This window comes from Pseudomonas sp. GW821-FHT11D10, assembly GCF_058808435.1.
Genome location: NZ_JBXARR010000002.1, coordinates 328,045 through 342,914 on the forward strand (window position 1 = coordinate 328,045; position 14,870 = coordinate 342,914).

Below are 14,870 nucleotides of genomic sequence, written 5' to 3' on the forward strand. Positions count from 1 at the left end.
ATTTCAAGGACGGCGATGCGCAGCACACGAGGCGTGTGCTAATTGTTTGCAGCCCGCACGGGCGGCAACCCCGAATGCACAAGGAGTCACCATGAAACGCGTCTTCACCGTTCTTGCCTTGCTCATCGTTGTCCTGCTCGCCGCCGGCGGGTGGTATGTCTACAGCAAGCAACCGACGCGTCAGGGCCAGGTGGAGCTGCGCAACCTGCAAGGTTCGGTGACCGTGCGTTACGACGAGCGCGGCGTGCCGCACATCCGCGCTGAAAACGAGACCGACCTCTACCGCGCCCTCGGCTATGTGCACGCCCAGGATCGCCTGTTTCAGATGGAAGCCATGCGCCGTCTCGCCCGGGGCGAACTGGCCGAAGTGCTCGGGCCGAAACTGCTCGACACCGACAAGTTGTTCCGCAGCCTGCGCATTCGCGAGCGTGCCGCCAGTTACGTGGCCGGCCTCGACAAGCAGTCACCGGCGTGGAAGGCCCTGCAAGCCTATCTGGACGGCATCAATCAATATCAGGACTCGCACGCCGCCCCTGTCGAGTTCGACGTGCTGGGCATCCCCAAGCGGCCGTTCACCGCCGAGGACAGCATCAGCGTCGCCGGCTACATGGCCTACAGCTTTGCCGCCGCGTTTCGCACCGAACCGCTGCTGACCTACGTGCGCGATCAACTGGGCGCCGACTACCTCAATGTCTTCGACCTCGACTGGCAGCCCAAGGGCGTGCTCGCCAAAGGTCACGCCGGCACCGCACCGGCACTCGCCGCCGAAGACTGGAAAGACCTGAACGCCCTCGCCCGCCTCAGCGAACAGGCGCTGATCGACAACGGCCTGCCACAGTTCGAAGGCAGCAACGCCTGGGTGATTGCCGGCAGCCACAGCAAGAGCGCCAAGCCCTTGCTGGCGGGCGATCCGCACATTCGTTTTTCGGTGCCGTCGGTGTGGTACGAGGCGCAGCTGTCGGCGCCGGGTTTTGAACTCTACGGCCATCATCAGGCGCTGGTGCCGTTCGCGTTTCTCGGCCACAACCTGGATTTCGGCTGGAGCCTGACCATGTTCCAGAACGATGACCTGGATCTGATCGCCGAAAAGGTCAATCCGGATAACCCGGATCAGGTCTGGTATCGCGGCCAGTGGACCGACATGGTCAAGACCGAGCAGCAGATCGCCGTGAAAGGCCAGACATCGGTAACCATCACCCTGCGTCAGTCGCCCCACGGCCCGATCGTCAACGACGCCCTTGGCAGCGCCGCCGGGAAAACCCCGATCGCGATGTGGTGGGCATTTCTCGAAACGCCGAACCCGATCCTCGAAGGTTTCTACCAGCTCAACCGCGCCGACACCCTGGCCAAGGCTCGCGCCGCTGCGGCCAAGGTGCAGGCACCGGGGCTGAACATCGTCTACGCCAACGCCAAGGGCGATATCGCCTGGTGGGCCTCGGCGCTGTTGCCCAAGCGTCCGGCCGGGGTGAAGCCCGGTTTCATTCTCGACGGCAGCAGCAATCAGGCGGACAAGGACGGCTACTTCCCGTTCAGCGCCAACCCGCAGGAAGAGAACCCGGCGCGGGGCTATATCGTCTCGGCCAACTTCCAGCCCGTGTCACCGACCGGCATGGAGATCCCCGGTTACTACAACCTCGCCGACCGTGGCCAGCAGCTCAACCGCCAGCTCGCCGACAAGAACGTGAAGTGGGACAACGAGGCCAACCAGAAGCTGCAACTGGGCACCGCCACCGGTTATGGCCCGCGTCTGTTGGCGCCGTTGCTACCGGTGCTGCGCGAGGTGGCGGGAAATCCTGCCGAGCAGAAGCTGATCGAACAATTGGCCCAATGGCAAGGCGACTATCCGCTGGATTCGGTCAGTGCAACGGTGTTCAACCAGTTCCTGTTCAACCTCGCCGACGCGGCGATGCGCGATGAGCTGGGCAATGATTTCTTCGAAACCCTGCTGTCGACCCGGGTGATCGATTCGGCCCTGCCCCGGCTCGCGGCGAATGCCGATTCACCGTGGTGGGACAACCGCAGCACGCCGAACAAGGAGACCCGCGTCGACACCGTGCGCGCTGCGTGGCAAGCCAGCATGGCGCACCTGAAGTCGACCCTCGGCGACGACGCTTCCGGCTGGCAATGGGGCAAGGCCCACACCCTGACCCATGGTCATCCGCTGGGTCAGCAGAAACCGCTGGATCGCATTTTCAACGTCGGCCCCTTCGCAGCACCGGGCTCCCATGAAGTGCCGAATAACCTCTCGGCGAAGATCGGACCGGCACCGTGGCCGGTGACCTACGGCCCGTCGACGCGGCGGCTGGTGGACTTCGCTGACCCGGCTCACAGCCTGACGATCAACCCGGTCGGCCAGAGCGGCGTGCCGTTCGACAGCCACTATGACGATCAGGCGGAAGCGTATGTGGACGGGATGTATGTGCAGGCGCATTTCAGTGAGGAAGAGGTGACGGCGAATACGCGGAGTACGCTGAAGCTGTTGCCGGCGCGAGCGGCTCAATAGGCGCCGCTCAAACCATCGCTGCAAAATTCAGCCGGAACTGCTGCGGCGTCACCCCCAGCCGTCGGTTGAACACACTGCGCATATGTTGCGCATCACGAAACCCGCATTGATACGCCACCGTCTTCAGCGGCGCCGTGGTGCTTTCGAGCATCACCCGCGCCGCATCCACCCGCGCCCGTTCGACGAATTCCGCCGGGGTGACTTTCGCTTCGCGAGCAAACACCCGAGAGAAATTCCGCGCACTCATGTTCGCGGCATTCGCCAGGTCGGCGATGGTCAGGTCGCCCGTGAGGTTGGCCAGCACATACAGCTGCACCATCGCCACCGCCGACCTCGGTTCGGCGTGGGGCGTGAGGAACGGGCTGAACTGCGACTGCCCGCCCGAACGCTGGGTGAACACCACCAGCCGCTTGGCCACGCTCAGCGCCACCTCGGCCCCGTGATCACGCGCCAACAGGTACAGCGACAGATCGATCCCCGCCGTCACCCCTGCCGAGGTGTAGAGCTGGCCATCCTCGACGTACAACCGATCGGCCTCGACCCGGCTCGACGGGCACAACTGCGCCAGCGCCTCAGCGTCGTTCCAGTGGGTGGTGACCGTGCGCCCGTCCAGCAATCCTGCACGGGCGAGCATGAATGCGCCGTTGCAGATCGAACCGAATCGCCGCGCCCGCCCACAGGCCTCGCGCAGCCAGGCATCGAACGGGCTGCCGAAATCCAGAAACGGCAACTGCGGCCCACCCGCCACCAGCAGCAAATCGTAAACCTGCGACGCTTCGCTGAAATGCCGATGCGCACTCAGGGTCAGCCCGTTGGAGCACGCCATTGGCCCGCGCTCGACGCCGATCACCTCAAGCCGGTAATGATCCTCCGGCGCCAGGAAGCGGTTGGCCTCGGCGAACACATCCATCGGCCCGCTGACGTCCAGCGCCTGCACGCCAGGGAACACCACGATGGCGACGGTTTTGTTCATGGCGATATGGGCTCCCGGGGAATGGCGGATCAGCGCCAACCCTAGCCAATCCTCGCGGCAGAAGCGAGCTGGCACGATTTGCAGGTGGAATGGCAAGGATCGCAGCCATGGATCGATTGTCCGGTTTTGCCCCCGGGAACAGACTTTCCCCATCAGCGCCGCGACGGCGTTTTCGACGAGGAAGCTCAACATGACCACGATCATCGCCGGTATCCAGATCCCCGACAGCGCCCTCGCCCGGGCCACCACCGAGTACATCCGCGACAGCGAATCCGACCTGCTTTACCACCACTCGCGCCGGGTATTTCTGTTCGGCGCCTTGAGCGGCGAACGTCAGCAACTGGCCTACGATCCGGAGCTGCTGTACGTCGGCGCGATGTTCCACGACCTGGGTCTGGTCGAAGGTCACCGCAGCGATGACGAGCGCTTCGAAGTCGATGGTGCCAACGCAGCCGCCGCGTTTCTCAAACCATACGGGTTGAGCGATGACGACATCGAGCAGGTCTGGCTGTCGATCGCCCTGCACACCACGCCGGGAGTGCCGAAACATCTGCGCCCGACCGTGGCGCTGGTGACCGCAGGCGTCGAGATGGACGTGCTGGGCATGGACTACGCGGCGTTCACCACGGTGCAGCGCGAGGCGGTGGTGCATGCGCATCCACGGGGCGAAGGTTTCAAGGAGTGCATCATCTGCGCGTTCGCCGATGGCTTGCGTCATCGTCCGCAGACCACATTCGGCAATGTGAAGACCGATGTGCTGAAGGATCAGGCGCCGGGGTTCAAGCCGATGAACTTCGTCGAGGTGATTCGCCAGTCGCCCTGGGTTTCCTGACCGGCATAAAAAAACCTCGCGGCCGTTACCGGTCGCGAGGTTTTTTGTGTCCGCAGACTTAAGCCGCTTCCGGCGTCGGTGCCCGGCGTACATCCGGTTGCTTCCACGAATCCGCAGCGCCTTCTTCGATGGCCTGCTGAATCGCTTTCTTGCGGGCTTCTTCGGCACGGCGGCTGAAGAACCAGACCAGGAAGGTCACCAGCGACACCGCCAGCAGAATCAGGCTGGCCACGGCGTTGATCTCAGGCTTCACGCCCAGACGCACCGCCGAGAACACTTCCATCGGCAGGGTCGTCGAACCCGGTCCGGACACGAAGCTCGCCAATACCAGGTCATCCAGCGACAGCGCGAACGACATCATGCCGCCCGCCGCCAGCGACGGCGCGATCATCGGGATGGTGATCAGGAAGAACACCTTCCACGGACGCGCACCGAGGTCCATCGCCGCCTCTTCGATCGACAGGTCCAGCTCACGCAGACGCGCCGACACCACCACCGCCACATACGCCGCACAGAACGTGGTGTGCGCGATCCAGATGGTGACGATGCCCCGCTCCTGTGGCCAGCCGATCATCTGCGCCATGGCCACGAACAGCAGCAACAGCGACAGACCCGTAATCACCTCAGGCATGACCAGCGGCGCGGTGACCAGGCCACCAAACAGCGTGCGGCCCTTGAAGCGGGTGATGCGGGTCAGCACGAAGGCTGCCAGCGTACCCAGCGCTACAGCGGCAATCGCGGTGTAGCAGGCGATTTCCAGCGAGCGCACCACCGAGCCCATCAGTTGCGAGTTGTCGAGCAGGCCGACGTACCACTTCACCGACCAGCCGCCCCACACCGTTACCAGTTTGGATGCGTTGAACGAGTAGATCACCAGGATCAGCATCGGCAGGTAGATGAACAACAGGCCGAGCACCAGCATCAGGCTGGAGAAACGGAAGCGCTTCATTCTTTACCCTCCATTTCCTTGGCCTGACTGCGGTTGAACAGGATGATCGGCACGATCAGGATCGCCAGCATCACCACCGCCAGGGCAGACGCCACCGGCCAGTCACGGTTGTTGAAGAACTCTTGCCAGAGCACTTTACCGATCATCAGGGTTTCCGGACCGCCAAGCAGTTCCGGGATCACGAACTCGCCCACCACCGGGATGAACACCAGCATGCAACCGGCGATGATGCCGTTCTTGGACAGCGGCACGGTGATTTTCCAGAAGCTGTTGAAGGTGCTCGAACCCAGGTCGGACGCGGCCTCCAGCAGGCTGGTGTCGTGCTTAACCAGGTTGGCGTACAGCGGCAGGATCATGAACGGCAGGTACGAGTAGACGACGCCGATGTACACCGCGAGGTTGGTGTTGAGGATCTGCAGCGGCTCGTCGATCAAGCCCATGCTCATCAGGAAACCGTTGAGCAGGCCGTTGTTGCTGAGGATGCCCATCCACGCATAGACGCGGATCAGGATCGCGGTCCAGGTCGGCATCATGATCAGCAGCACCAGCACCGTCTGCATCTCTTTGCGGGCGCTGGCGATGGCGTAGGCCATCGGGTAACCGATCAACAGGCACAGCAGCGTGCTGAAAAACGCCATCTTCAGCGAGCCGAGGTAGGCGGCGATGTACAGCTCGTCGTCGCCGAGCATCGCGTAGTTGCCCAGGTTCAGCAGCAGTTGCAGCTTCTGCTCGGCGTAGGTGTAGATCTCGGTGTACGGCGGGATGGCCACGTCCGCTTCGGCGAAGCTGATCTTCAAAACGATGAAGAACGGCAGCATGAAGAACAGGAACAGCCAGATGAACGGAACCCCGATGACCAGCTGTCGGCCACCGGGAATTATTCGATTGAGCCGGCGTTTGAATTTGCGCATGTTCATGAGCGAAGTACCACGCCGCTGTCGTCTTCCCACCACACGTAAACCTGATCGCCCCAGGTCGGACGTGCGCCACGGCGTTCGGCGTTGGCCACGAACGACTGCACCAGCTTGCCGCTCGGCAATTCGACGTAGAACACCGAGTGGCCGCCGAGGTAGGCGATGTCATGCACCTTGCCGCTCGACCAGTTGTATTCGCAGGTCGGCTGATCGGCGGTGACCAGCAGTTTTTCCGGACGGATCGCGTAGGTCACGGACTTGTCCTGCACCGAGGTGCTGATGCCGTGGCCGACGTAGATCTGCCGGTCGAGGTCCTTGCAGGTGATGGTCGCGTGGCCTTCGGCGTCGTCGATCACTTCGCCTTCGAAGATGTTCACGTTACCGATGAATTCGCAGACCAGACGGCTGGTCGGGGTTTCGTAGATGTCGATCGGGCTGCCGATCTGGGCGATCCAGCCCAGGTGCATGATCGCGATGCGCTCGGCCATGGTCATGGCCTCTTCCTGGTCGTGGGTCACCATCACGCAGGTCACGCCCACGCGCTCGATGATCTCAACCAGCTCAAGCTGCATTTGCGAACGCAGTTTTTTGTCCAGTGCGCCCATCGGCTCGTCGAGCAGCAGCAGTTTCGGCCGCTTGGCCAGCGAACGCGCCAGTGCCACACGCTGACGCTGGCCGCCGGACAACTGGTGCGGCTTGCGCTTGGCGTACTGGCTCATCTGCACCAGCTTGAGCATCTCGGCCACACGGGCGTCGATCTCGGCCTTGGGAATCTTGTCCTGTTGCAGACCGAACGCGATGTTCTGCGCCACGGTCATGTGCGGGAACAGGGCGTAGGACTGGAACATCATGTTGATCGGTCGCTCGTACGGCGGCATGTCGGTGATGTCGACGCCGTCGAGGAAAATGCGCCCCTCCGTGGGCCGTTCGAACCCTGCCAGCATCCGCAGCAGAGTGGATTTGCCCGATCCCGAACCGCCGAGCAGGGCGAAGATCTCGCCCTTCTTGATTTCCAGGGACACATCGTCCACGGCAACCGTCTCGTCGAACTTCTTCGTGACCCGGTCGATTTTGACCAGCACCTGTTTCGGTGTCTGGTCGCCCTCGAGGGCTTTCTTATAGGCGCCGGAGGCAACTGCCATTTACAAAACTCCCAGAAAAAAAGAGTGCAGTTCGCCCACGCAAGACGAACCCAGGATAGTTTGTACGTTGAAGCTATTTACCCGACTTGACCTTGGTCCAGCTGCGGGTCATCAAACGCTGAATGTTCGGCGGCAACTCGATCGACACGTAGGTCTTGTCGAGCACGGCCTGCGGTGGATAAACCGACTCGTCGGTGCGGATGGACTGCTCCATCAGCTTGTCCGAACCCGGGTTGGGGTTGGCGTAACCGACGTAATCACTGACCTGGGCGATCACCTCAGGTTTCAGCAAATAGTTGATGAAGGCGTGGGCCTCTTTGACGTTGGCCGAGTCCTTCGGAATCGCCAGCATGTCGAACCACAGCGCGCCACCCTCTTTCGGGATCGAGTAGGCGATGTTCACGCCCTTCTTGGCTTCTTCGGCACGGTTCTTCGCCTGGAAGATGTCGCCGGAGAAACCGATGGCCACGCAGATGTCGCCGTTGGCCAGGTCACCGATGTATTTCGAGGAGTGGAAGTAGGTCACGTACGGACGCACCGCCAGCAACTTGGCCGTGGCCTTCTCGTAATCCTTGGGATCGGTGCTGTTGGCGTTCAGGCCCATGTAGTTGAGCACGGTCGGCATCATTTCATCGGCCGAATCGAGGAACGCCACGCCGCAGCTGTGCAGCTTCTTGATGTTCTCAGGCTCGAACAGCACGCTCCAGGAGTCGATCTTGTCGACGCCGAGCACGGCCTTCACTTTATCGACGTTGTAGCCGATGCCGTTGGTGCCCCACAGATAGGGCACGGCGTACAGGTTGCCCGGATCGTTCTGTTCCAGGCGCTTGAGCAGCACCGGATCGAGATTGGAATAGTTCGGCAGCTGCGCCTTGTCGAGCTTCTGGAACGCGCCCGCCTTGATCTGCTTGCCGAGGAAGTGGTTCGACGGCACGACCACGTCGTAACCGGTACGCCCGGCGAGCAGCTTGCCTTCCAGGGTTTCGTTGGAGTCGAACACGTCGTAGACCGGTTTGATCCCGGTGTCTTTCTGGAAATCGGCCAGGGTGGTCTCGCCGATGTAATCCGACCAGTTATAAATATGCACAGTACCGGCGGCTTGGGCACCGACAGCGAACGTCAGGCCGGCAGCGGCCAGCAGGGCATTGCGCAAAGAAGAAAAAATAGGCAAGTGGAGGTCCTCTAATTTAGTTGGGCCCAAGTTGCCCCGTGCTGCATGACAGCCACGGTTGCCCGGCAACAAAACCGGCGCGCAACTTACCTTCGAAAAACCGTTCCAGCAAAACTTTCTGTCATTTAATTGCACCGCTGACCGCCCGGGTGAAGGCGACGGCCAGCGGTGGCTGCTTCAAACCGGCTTATTTACCGGATTTGATCTTGGTCCAGCTGCGAGTGATCAGGCGCAGGGTGGCCGCGTCCAGATCGCTGATCGCATAGAGCTGCTTCTTCACTTCAGCCGAAGGGTAGATGCTCGGATCGCTGGTGATTTCCTTGTCCACCAGCGGCGTGGCCGCCTTGTTGCCGTTCGGGAAACGCACGGCGTTGGTGATTTCGGCCATCACTTTCGGCTCGAGCAGGTAGTTCATGAACTTATAGGCGGCTTCGACGTTTTCGGCATCCTTGGGAATGGCGACCATGTCGTAGAAAGTACCGGCACCTTCTTTCGGAATGGTGTAGGCCAGCTTGACCTTGTCACCGGCTTCCTTGGCGCGGGTCTTGGATTGTTCCAGGTCACCCGAGTAACCGACCGCCACGCAGATGTTGCCGTTGGCCAGGTCCGAGATGTACTTCGAGGAGTGGAAGTAGGCAACCGAAGGACGCACTTTGAGGAACAGGTCCTCGGCGGCTTTCAGGTCAGCCTTGTCTTTGCTGTTGGTCGGTTTGCCCAGATAGTGCAAAGCCGCCGGAATCATTTCGGTCGGCGCGTCGAGGAAGCTCACGCCGCAGCTTTTCAGCTTCTCGATGTTTTCAGGCTTGAACACGATGTCCCAGGAATCGATCTTGTCGACGCCCAGCGCAGCCTTGACCTTCTCCGGGTTGTAGCCGATGCCGATCGAGCCCCACATGTACGGGAACGCGTGCTTGTTGCCCGCATCGCTGGCGTCGCCAACGGCCTTGAGCAGGTCTTCGTCGAGGTTCTTCCAGTTTGTCAGCTTGGACTTGTCCAGTTCCTGATAAACGCCGGCCTTGATCTGCTTGGCCAGGAAGTTGTTGGAAGGCACCACGATGTCGTAACCGGATTTGCCGGCCAGCAGCTTCGCTTCCAGGGTTTCGTTGCTGTCGAAAACGTCATAGACGACCTTGATGCCCGTCTCTTTTTCGAAATTGGCAACCGTGTCCGGCGCGATGTAGTCGGACCAGTTGTAAACGTGCAACACCTTGTCGTCCGCCTGAACCGCACCCGCCATCACGCCCATCAGGGACATGGCGAGCAGAGTCTTGCCAGCGAGCTTTTTGCCTAATGCCTTCATGCGTTAATGCTCCAAATTTTTCTTTTTTGAACCACTTTGTTCAGCGGCCGAACCCGGACAACTGGAACCGCGGCTAGTCTGGCAAGATCCGAGGCGGTCTTTCAAGAAAAGACCAGCCTTTCTGACAGCTCCGAGCGACAGCGCAACAGCTCCATCGCTCAGAGCCTAGCACTTAGCCCTGCAACGCACTCAGGGTCAGGTCCAGGCACTTGCGTGCCTTTGTCACCAGCTCGTCGATCTCCGCCTTGCTGATCACCAGCGGCGGCGCGATGATCATGGTGTCGCCCACGGCACGCATGATCAGCCCGTTGTCGAAGCAGAACTGGCGGCAGATCATGCCCACACCCTTGCCTTCGTAACGCTTGCGAGTGGCCTTGTCCTGCACCAGCTCGATGGCCCCCAGCAGACCGACTCCGCGCACTTCACCCACCAACGGGTGATCGTTCAGTTCGCGCAGACGTTTCTGCAAATACGGTGCCGTTTCTTCATGGGCGCGTTCGATGATTTTCTCTTCGCGCAGAATCCGGATGTTTTCCAGACCCACCGCCGCCGCCACCGGGTGACCGGAGTAGGTGAAGCCGTGGTTGAAATCGCCGCCCTCGTTGAGCACCGCCACCACTTCGTCACGCACGATCAGGCCACCCATCGGGATGTAGCCGGACGTCAGGCCTTTGGCGATGGTCATCATGTGTGGCTTGAGGTCGTAGAAATCGCTGCCGAACCATTGGCCGGTACGGCCGAAACCGCAGATCACTTCATCGGCCACGAACAGGATGTCGTACTTGGCAAGGATTTCCTTGATGCGCGGCCAGTAGGTGTCTGGCGGAATGATCACGCCGCCGGCGCCCTGGATCGGCTCGGCAATAAAGGCACCGACGTTGTCCACGCCGACTTCCAGAATCTTTTCTTCCAGCTGATTGGCCGCCCAGATCCCGAACTCTTCCGGGGTCATGTCGCCGCCTTCGGCGAACCAGTACGGTTGGGCGATGTGGACGATGCCCGGAATCGGCAGGTCGCCCTGTTCGTGCATGTAGGTCATGCCGCCCAGGCTTGCGCCGGCCACGGTGGAACCGTGGTAGCCGTTCTTGCGGCTGATGATGACTTTCTTGTTCGGCTGGCCCTTGATCGCCCAGTAGTGGCGAACCATGCGCAGCATGGTGTCGTTGCCTTCGGAGCCGGAGCCGGTGAAGAACACGTGGTTCATGCCTTGCGGCGCCACGTCGGCGATCGCCTTGGCCAGTTCCAGCGCCGGCGGGTGTGCGGTCTGGAAGAACAGGTTGTAGTAAGGCAGTTCGCGCATTTGTTTGGCGGCCGCATCGGCCAGCTCATCGCGCCCATAACCGATCGCCACACACCACAGACCCGCCATGCCATCGAGGATCTTGTTGCCCTCGCTGTCCCACAGGTACACGCCCTTGGCGTTGGTGATGATCCGTGGACCCTTTTCTTTCAGCTGCTTGAAGTCACTGAACGGGGCCAGGTGGTGATCGCTGCTGAGGGCTTGCCACTCACGGGTTTGCGGGTTGTTGCTGGTCATGCCAATTCTCCTTGTTATCGGTGAAGGCGCGGCGGCTGACCACCGCGCCCGGCGTATCAGACGGCGAAGAGCAGGTACTCACGCTCCCAGGAACTGATCACGCGCTTGAAGTTTTCATGCTCGGCCCGCTTGACCGCGACGTAGCCGGTGATGAAGGTCTTGCCCAGGTATTTTTCGATGGTCGCGCTGTTTTCCATGCGCTCCAGGGCGTCCTCGATGGTCAGCGGCAGGCGCAGGTTGCGGCGCTCGTAACCACGGCCCACGACCGGCGCGCTCGGGTTGATGCCTTCGACCATGCCGATGTAGCCGCAGAGCAGGCTCGCGGCAATCGCCAGGTACGGGTTGGCGTCGGCGCCCGGCAGGCGGTTTTCCACCCGACGGTTCTGCGGGCCGGCATCCGGAACGCGCAGGCCCACGGTGCGGTTTTCTTCGCCCCACTCCACGTTCACCGGCGCCGAGGTGTCCGGCAGGAAGCGGCGGAACGAGTTGACGTTCGGTGCGAACAGCGGCAGCAATTCCGGGATCAGTTTCTGCAGGCCACCGATGTGGTGCAGGAACAGCTGGCTCATGGTCCCGTCTTCATTCGAGAACACGTTCTTGCCGGTCTCGATGTCGATGATGCTCTGGTGCAGGTGCATTGCACTGCCCGGCTCGCCGGTCATCGGCTTGGCCATGAAGGTCGCGGCCACGTTGTGCTTGAGGGCGGCTTCGCGCATGGTGCGCTTGAACACCAGAATCTGGTCGGCCAGCGACAGGGCATCGCCGTGACGGAAGTTGATTTCCATCTGCGCCGTGCCGTCCTCGTGGATCAGCGTGTCGAGGTCCAGCTCCTGCAATTCGCACCAGTCGTAGACGTCTTCGAACAGCGGATCGAATTCGTTCGCCGCCTCGATGGAGAACGACTGGCGACCGATTTCCGGACGCCCGGAACGGCCGACTGGCGGCTGCAACGGATAGTCGGGGTCGTCGCTGCGCTTGGTCAGGTAGAACTCCATTTCCGGCGCCACGATCGGCTGCCAGCCCTTGTCGGCATAGAGTTTCAGGACTTTCTTGAGGACGTTGCGCGGCGACAGCTCGATCGGGTTGCCTTGCTTGTCGTAGGTGTCGTGGATCACCTGGGCGGTCGGCTCGATGGCCCATGGCACCAGGTACACGGCGTTCTGGTCGGGGCGGCAGATCATGTCGATGTCGGCCGGGTCGAGCAGTTCGTAATAGATGTCGTCTTCGACGTAGTCGCCGGTCACGGTCTGCAACAGAACGCTCTCTGGCAGGCGCATGCCTTTTTCGGCGATGAACTTGTTGGTCGGCGAGATCTTGCCCCGGGTGATGCCGGTCAAGTCGCCGATCATGCATTCGACTTCTGTGATCTTGTGGTCTTTCAACCAATCGGTGAGCTGGTCGAGGTTGTTACTCATAAATGCCTCTGGGCTGAGTCTCCTGACACATGTCAGGCAAGTTTGACGCACGGGGCGTCGCGTTAAAGGGCCTTGCTTGCGCGCAGTGCCGGCTTACGCCCGGCACCGCGCATAGACAATGAAGGAGGAGCTTACCTGCCCTTTACGCTGGCGTTGCATTTCCTGTGCACATCCCGGGCGTGCAGAATCACGGGCACGGCGACGAACGCGGTGCAGGCCGGGAGCGGGAAAGAGATCTATATTGAAAGGAGAACCGTTAAAGAGGATGCCCTCGCACACGTCCAGAATATCGGACGCTGCCGCTCGATCTGCCATGGGCAGGGAGATCGCTGGCACGTTGCAGGCCTTGCTGGCCGCGCTGCGGACGGACGTGTCGCCACTGATGTGATAAGCATGCAGACCGGACTGCAAAGAGCAGTCGGTGACGCCGATTAACGGCAGGCGAGACATGAAGCACCCCGGTATTATTGCTGTTATGGGTTTGATCCGAGCTTAGCCTTGTTCATTTTTTTACACAACACCCCCGTAAAAAATACAACACGGCCTGCTCAAGCCTGCGGGTGGCGCGTCCTTCACGGATAAAAAAATGCCCCAAAGTGCCCCATAAATGCCCTCGTGGCGCTTTTTCAGGGCAGAAAAGGCCTCGCTTGACTTCGGCAGGCCGTTCGGGTTGACTGAAACCAGAAAAGATCAATGATTGATATTTTTAACAACAAAGGTGTTGCATCATGTCGGTACCCCCGCGTGCCGTTCAGCTTAACGAAGCGAACGCGTTCCTTAAGGAACATCCTGAGGTTCTGTACGTTGACCTTCTGATTGCGGATATGAATGGTGTGGTGCGCGGCAAGCGCATCGAACGCACCAGCCTCCACAAGGTTTACGAGAAAGGCATCAACCTGCCGGCCTCTCTATTTGCTCTGGATATCAATGGTTCGACGGTGGAAAGCACCGGCCTGGGCCTGGACATCGGCGACGCCGACCGTATCTGCTATCCAATCCCCGATACCCTGTGCAACGAGCCATGGCAGAAGCGCCCGACCGCGCAACTGTTGATGACCATGCACGAACTCGAAGGTGACCCTTTCTTCGCCGACCCGCGCGAAGTGCTCCGTCAAGTTGTTGCAAAGTTTGACGAGCTCGGCCTGACCATCTGCGCCGCGTTCGAACTCGAGTTCTACCTGATCGACCAGGAAAACGTGAACGGCCGCCCTCAGCCGCCACGCTCGCCGATCTCCGGCAAACGCCCGCATTCGACCCAGGTTTACCTGATCGACGACCTCGACGAATACGTCGACTGCCTCCAGGACATTCTGGAAGGCGCCAAAGAGCAAGGCATCCCGGCCGACGCCATCGTCAAGGAAAGTGCCCCGGCGCAGTTCGAAGTGAACCTGCACCACGTCGCCGACCCGATCAAGGCGTGCGATTACGCGGTCCTGCTCAAGCGTCTGATCAAGAACATCGCCTACGACCATGAAATGGACACCACTTTCATGGCCAAGCCGTACCCGGGCCAGGCAGGCAACGGTCTGCACGTCCACATTTCGGTTCTCGACAAAGAAGGCAAAAACATTTTTGCCAGCGAGGATCCCGAGCAGAACGCCGCGCTGCGTCACGCGATCGGCGGTGTGCTCGAGACCCTGCCCGCGCAGATGGCTTTCCTCTGCCCGAACGTCAACTCCTACCGTCGTTTCGGCGCACAGTTCTACGTGCCGAACTCGCCGAGCTGGGGCCTGGACAACCGCACCGTGGCCCTGCGCGTACCGACCGGCTCCGCCGACGCGGTCCGTCTGGAACACCGCGTTGCCGGCGCCGACGCCAACCCGTACCTGCTGATGGCTTCGGTGCTGGCGGGCGTGCACCACGGTCTGACCAACAAGATCGAGCCACCGGCTCCGACCGAAGGCAACAGCTACGAGCAGAACGAGCAGAGCCTGCCGAACAACTTGCGCGATGCCCTGCGCGAGCTGGACGACAGCGAGGTGATGGCCAAGTACATCGATCCGAAATACATCGATATCTTCGTCGCCTGTAAAGAGAGCGAGCTGGAGGAGTTCGAGCACTCCATCTCCGACCTCGAGTACAACTGGTACCTGCACACCGTTTAAGCGGACTGCAGCAAAGGAAAACGCCGTTG

At 61.0% G+C, this 14,870-nt stretch carries 12 protein-coding genes; 3 read left to right on the forward strand and 9 right to left on the reverse strand.

Annotated features, from left to right (window positions below; translation table 11 throughout):
- Nucleotides 1-91 precede the first annotated feature (91 nt).
- Entirely contained in the window at nucleotides 92-2,503 is a 2,412-nt protein-coding gene (locus tag AC1RT4_RS07895) for a penicillin acylase family protein (RefSeq protein ID WP_493084824.1), read from the forward strand.
- 7 nt (nucleotides 2,504-2,510) lie between these two features.
- Here the strand turns inward: AC1RT4_RS07895 and AC1RT4_RS07900 are convergent, their stop codons facing one another.
- Nucleotides 2,511-3,476: a GlxA family transcriptional regulator gene (locus AC1RT4_RS07900; protein ID WP_493084826.1), complete on the reverse strand. Its 966-nt coding sequence runs from the start codon at nucleotides 3,474-3,476 to the stop codon at nucleotides 2,511-2,513.
- 190 nt (nucleotides 3,477-3,666) lie between these two features.
- On the opposite strand from AC1RT4_RS07900, the gene AC1RT4_RS07905 reads away from it, so the two are divergent.
- Complete coding sequence (locus tag AC1RT4_RS07905; RefSeq protein WP_493084828.1) at nucleotides 3,667-4,308, forward strand: HD domain-containing protein; 642 nt, start codon at nucleotides 3,667-3,669, stop codon at nucleotides 4,306-4,308.
- Between the two features lie 58 nt (nucleotides 4,309-4,366).
- On the opposite strand, the gene AC1RT4_RS07910 is transcribed toward AC1RT4_RS07905, so the two are convergent.
- From AC1RT4_RS07910 to AC1RT4_RS07945, 8 genes are all read right to left on the reverse strand, one after another.
- Nucleotides 4,367-5,257 carry an ABC transporter permease subunit gene (locus AC1RT4_RS07910; protein ID WP_007953503.1) on the reverse strand — a complete coding sequence of 297 codons (891 nt, stop codon included), beginning with the start codon at nucleotides 5,255-5,257 and terminating at the stop codon, nucleotides 4,367-4,369.
- Entirely contained in the window at nucleotides 5,254-6,135 is an 882-nt protein-coding gene (locus AC1RT4_RS07915) for an ABC transporter permease subunit (protein WP_238553816.1), read from the reverse strand. The genes AC1RT4_RS07910 and AC1RT4_RS07915 overlap by 4 nt, the downstream gene beginning before the upstream one ends.
- A gap of 35 nt (nucleotides 6,136-6,170) precedes the next feature.
- Complete coding sequence (locus AC1RT4_RS07920; protein ID WP_007953506.1) at nucleotides 6,171-7,313, reverse strand: ABC transporter ATP-binding protein; 1,143 nt, start codon at nucleotides 7,311-7,313, stop codon at nucleotides 6,171-6,173.
- Nucleotides 7,314-7,386: 73 nt separating this feature from the next.
- Nucleotides 7,387-8,484: a polyamine ABC transporter substrate-binding protein gene (locus AC1RT4_RS07925; RefSeq protein ID WP_007953509.1), complete on the reverse strand. Its 1,098-nt coding sequence runs from the start codon at nucleotides 8,482-8,484 to the stop codon at nucleotides 7,387-7,389.
- A gap of 187 nt (nucleotides 8,485-8,671) precedes the next feature.
- Nucleotides 8,672-9,784 (reverse strand): polyamine ABC transporter substrate-binding protein, encoded by a 1,113-nt coding sequence (locus AC1RT4_RS07930; RefSeq protein ID WP_262158915.1) that lies wholly within the window; start codon nucleotides 9,782-9,784, stop codon nucleotides 8,672-8,674.
- 172 nt (nucleotides 9,785-9,956) lie between these two features.
- Nucleotides 9,957-11,321 carry an aspartate aminotransferase family protein gene (locus AC1RT4_RS07935; RefSeq protein WP_493084832.1) on the reverse strand — a complete coding sequence of 455 codons (1,365 nt, stop codon included), beginning with the start codon at nucleotides 11,319-11,321 and terminating at the stop codon, nucleotides 9,957-9,959.
- Between the two features lie 56 nt (nucleotides 11,322-11,377).
- Complete coding sequence (locus AC1RT4_RS07940; RefSeq protein ID WP_007953514.1) at nucleotides 11,378-12,736, reverse strand: glutamine synthetase family protein; 1,359 nt, start codon at nucleotides 12,734-12,736, stop codon at nucleotides 11,378-11,380.
- A 93-nt stretch (nucleotides 12,737-12,829) separates the two neighbouring features.
- A complete protein-coding gene (locus AC1RT4_RS07945; protein WP_493084834.1) occupies nucleotides 12,830-13,186 on the reverse strand; it encodes a gamma-glutamyl-gamma-aminobutyrate hydrolase family protein in 357 nt (118 codons plus the stop codon).
- A gap of 278 nt (nucleotides 13,187-13,464) precedes the next feature.
- On the opposite strand from AC1RT4_RS07945, the gene AC1RT4_RS07950 reads away from it, so the two are divergent.
- Nucleotides 13,465-14,841: a glutamine synthetase family protein gene (locus tag AC1RT4_RS07950; protein ID WP_011336449.1), complete on the forward strand. Its 1,377-nt coding sequence runs from the start codon at nucleotides 13,465-13,467 to the stop codon at nucleotides 14,839-14,841.
- Nucleotides 14,842-14,870: the final 29 nt, after the last annotated feature.

Excerpts from the sequence above, each read along its gene's own strand:
- AC1RT4_RS07920 (WP_007953506.1), bottom strand. The coding sequence starts at position 7,313 with ATGGCAGTTGCCTCCGGCGCCTATAAGAAAGCCCTCGAGGGCGACCAG.
- AC1RT4_RS07905 (WP_493084828.1), top strand. The coding sequence starts at position 3,667 with ATGACCACGATCATCGCCGGTATCCAGATCCCCGACAGCGCCCTCGCC.
- AC1RT4_RS07910 (WP_007953503.1), bottom strand. The coding sequence starts at position 5,257 with ATGAAGCGCTTCCGTTTCTCCAGCCTGATGCTGGTGCTCGGCCTGTTG.
- AC1RT4_RS07895 (WP_493084824.1), top strand. The coding sequence starts at position 92 with ATGAAACGCGTCTTCACCGTTCTTGCCTTGCTCATCGTTGTCCTGCTC.
- AC1RT4_RS07930 (WP_262158915.1), bottom strand. The coding sequence starts at position 9,784 with ATGAAGGCATTAGGCAAAAAGCTCGCTGGCAAGACTCTGCTCGCCATG.
- AC1RT4_RS07950 (WP_011336449.1), top strand. The coding sequence starts at position 13,465 with ATGTCGGTACCCCCGCGTGCCGTTCAGCTTAACGAAGCGAACGCGTTC.
- AC1RT4_RS07940 (WP_007953514.1), bottom strand. The coding sequence starts at position 12,736 with ATGAGTAACAACCTCGACCAGCTCACCGATTGGTTGAAAGACCACAAG.
- AC1RT4_RS07935 (WP_493084832.1), bottom strand. The coding sequence starts at position 11,321 with ATGACCAGCAACAACCCGCAAACCCGTGAGTGGCAAGCCCTCAGCAGC.
- AC1RT4_RS07945 (WP_493084834.1), bottom strand. The coding sequence starts at position 13,186 with ATGTCTCGCCTGCCGTTAATCGGCGTCACCGACTGCTCTTTGCAGTCC.
- AC1RT4_RS07900 (WP_493084826.1), bottom strand. The coding sequence starts at position 3,476 with ATGAACAAAACCGTCGCCATCGTGGTGTTCCCTGGCGTGCAGGCGCTG.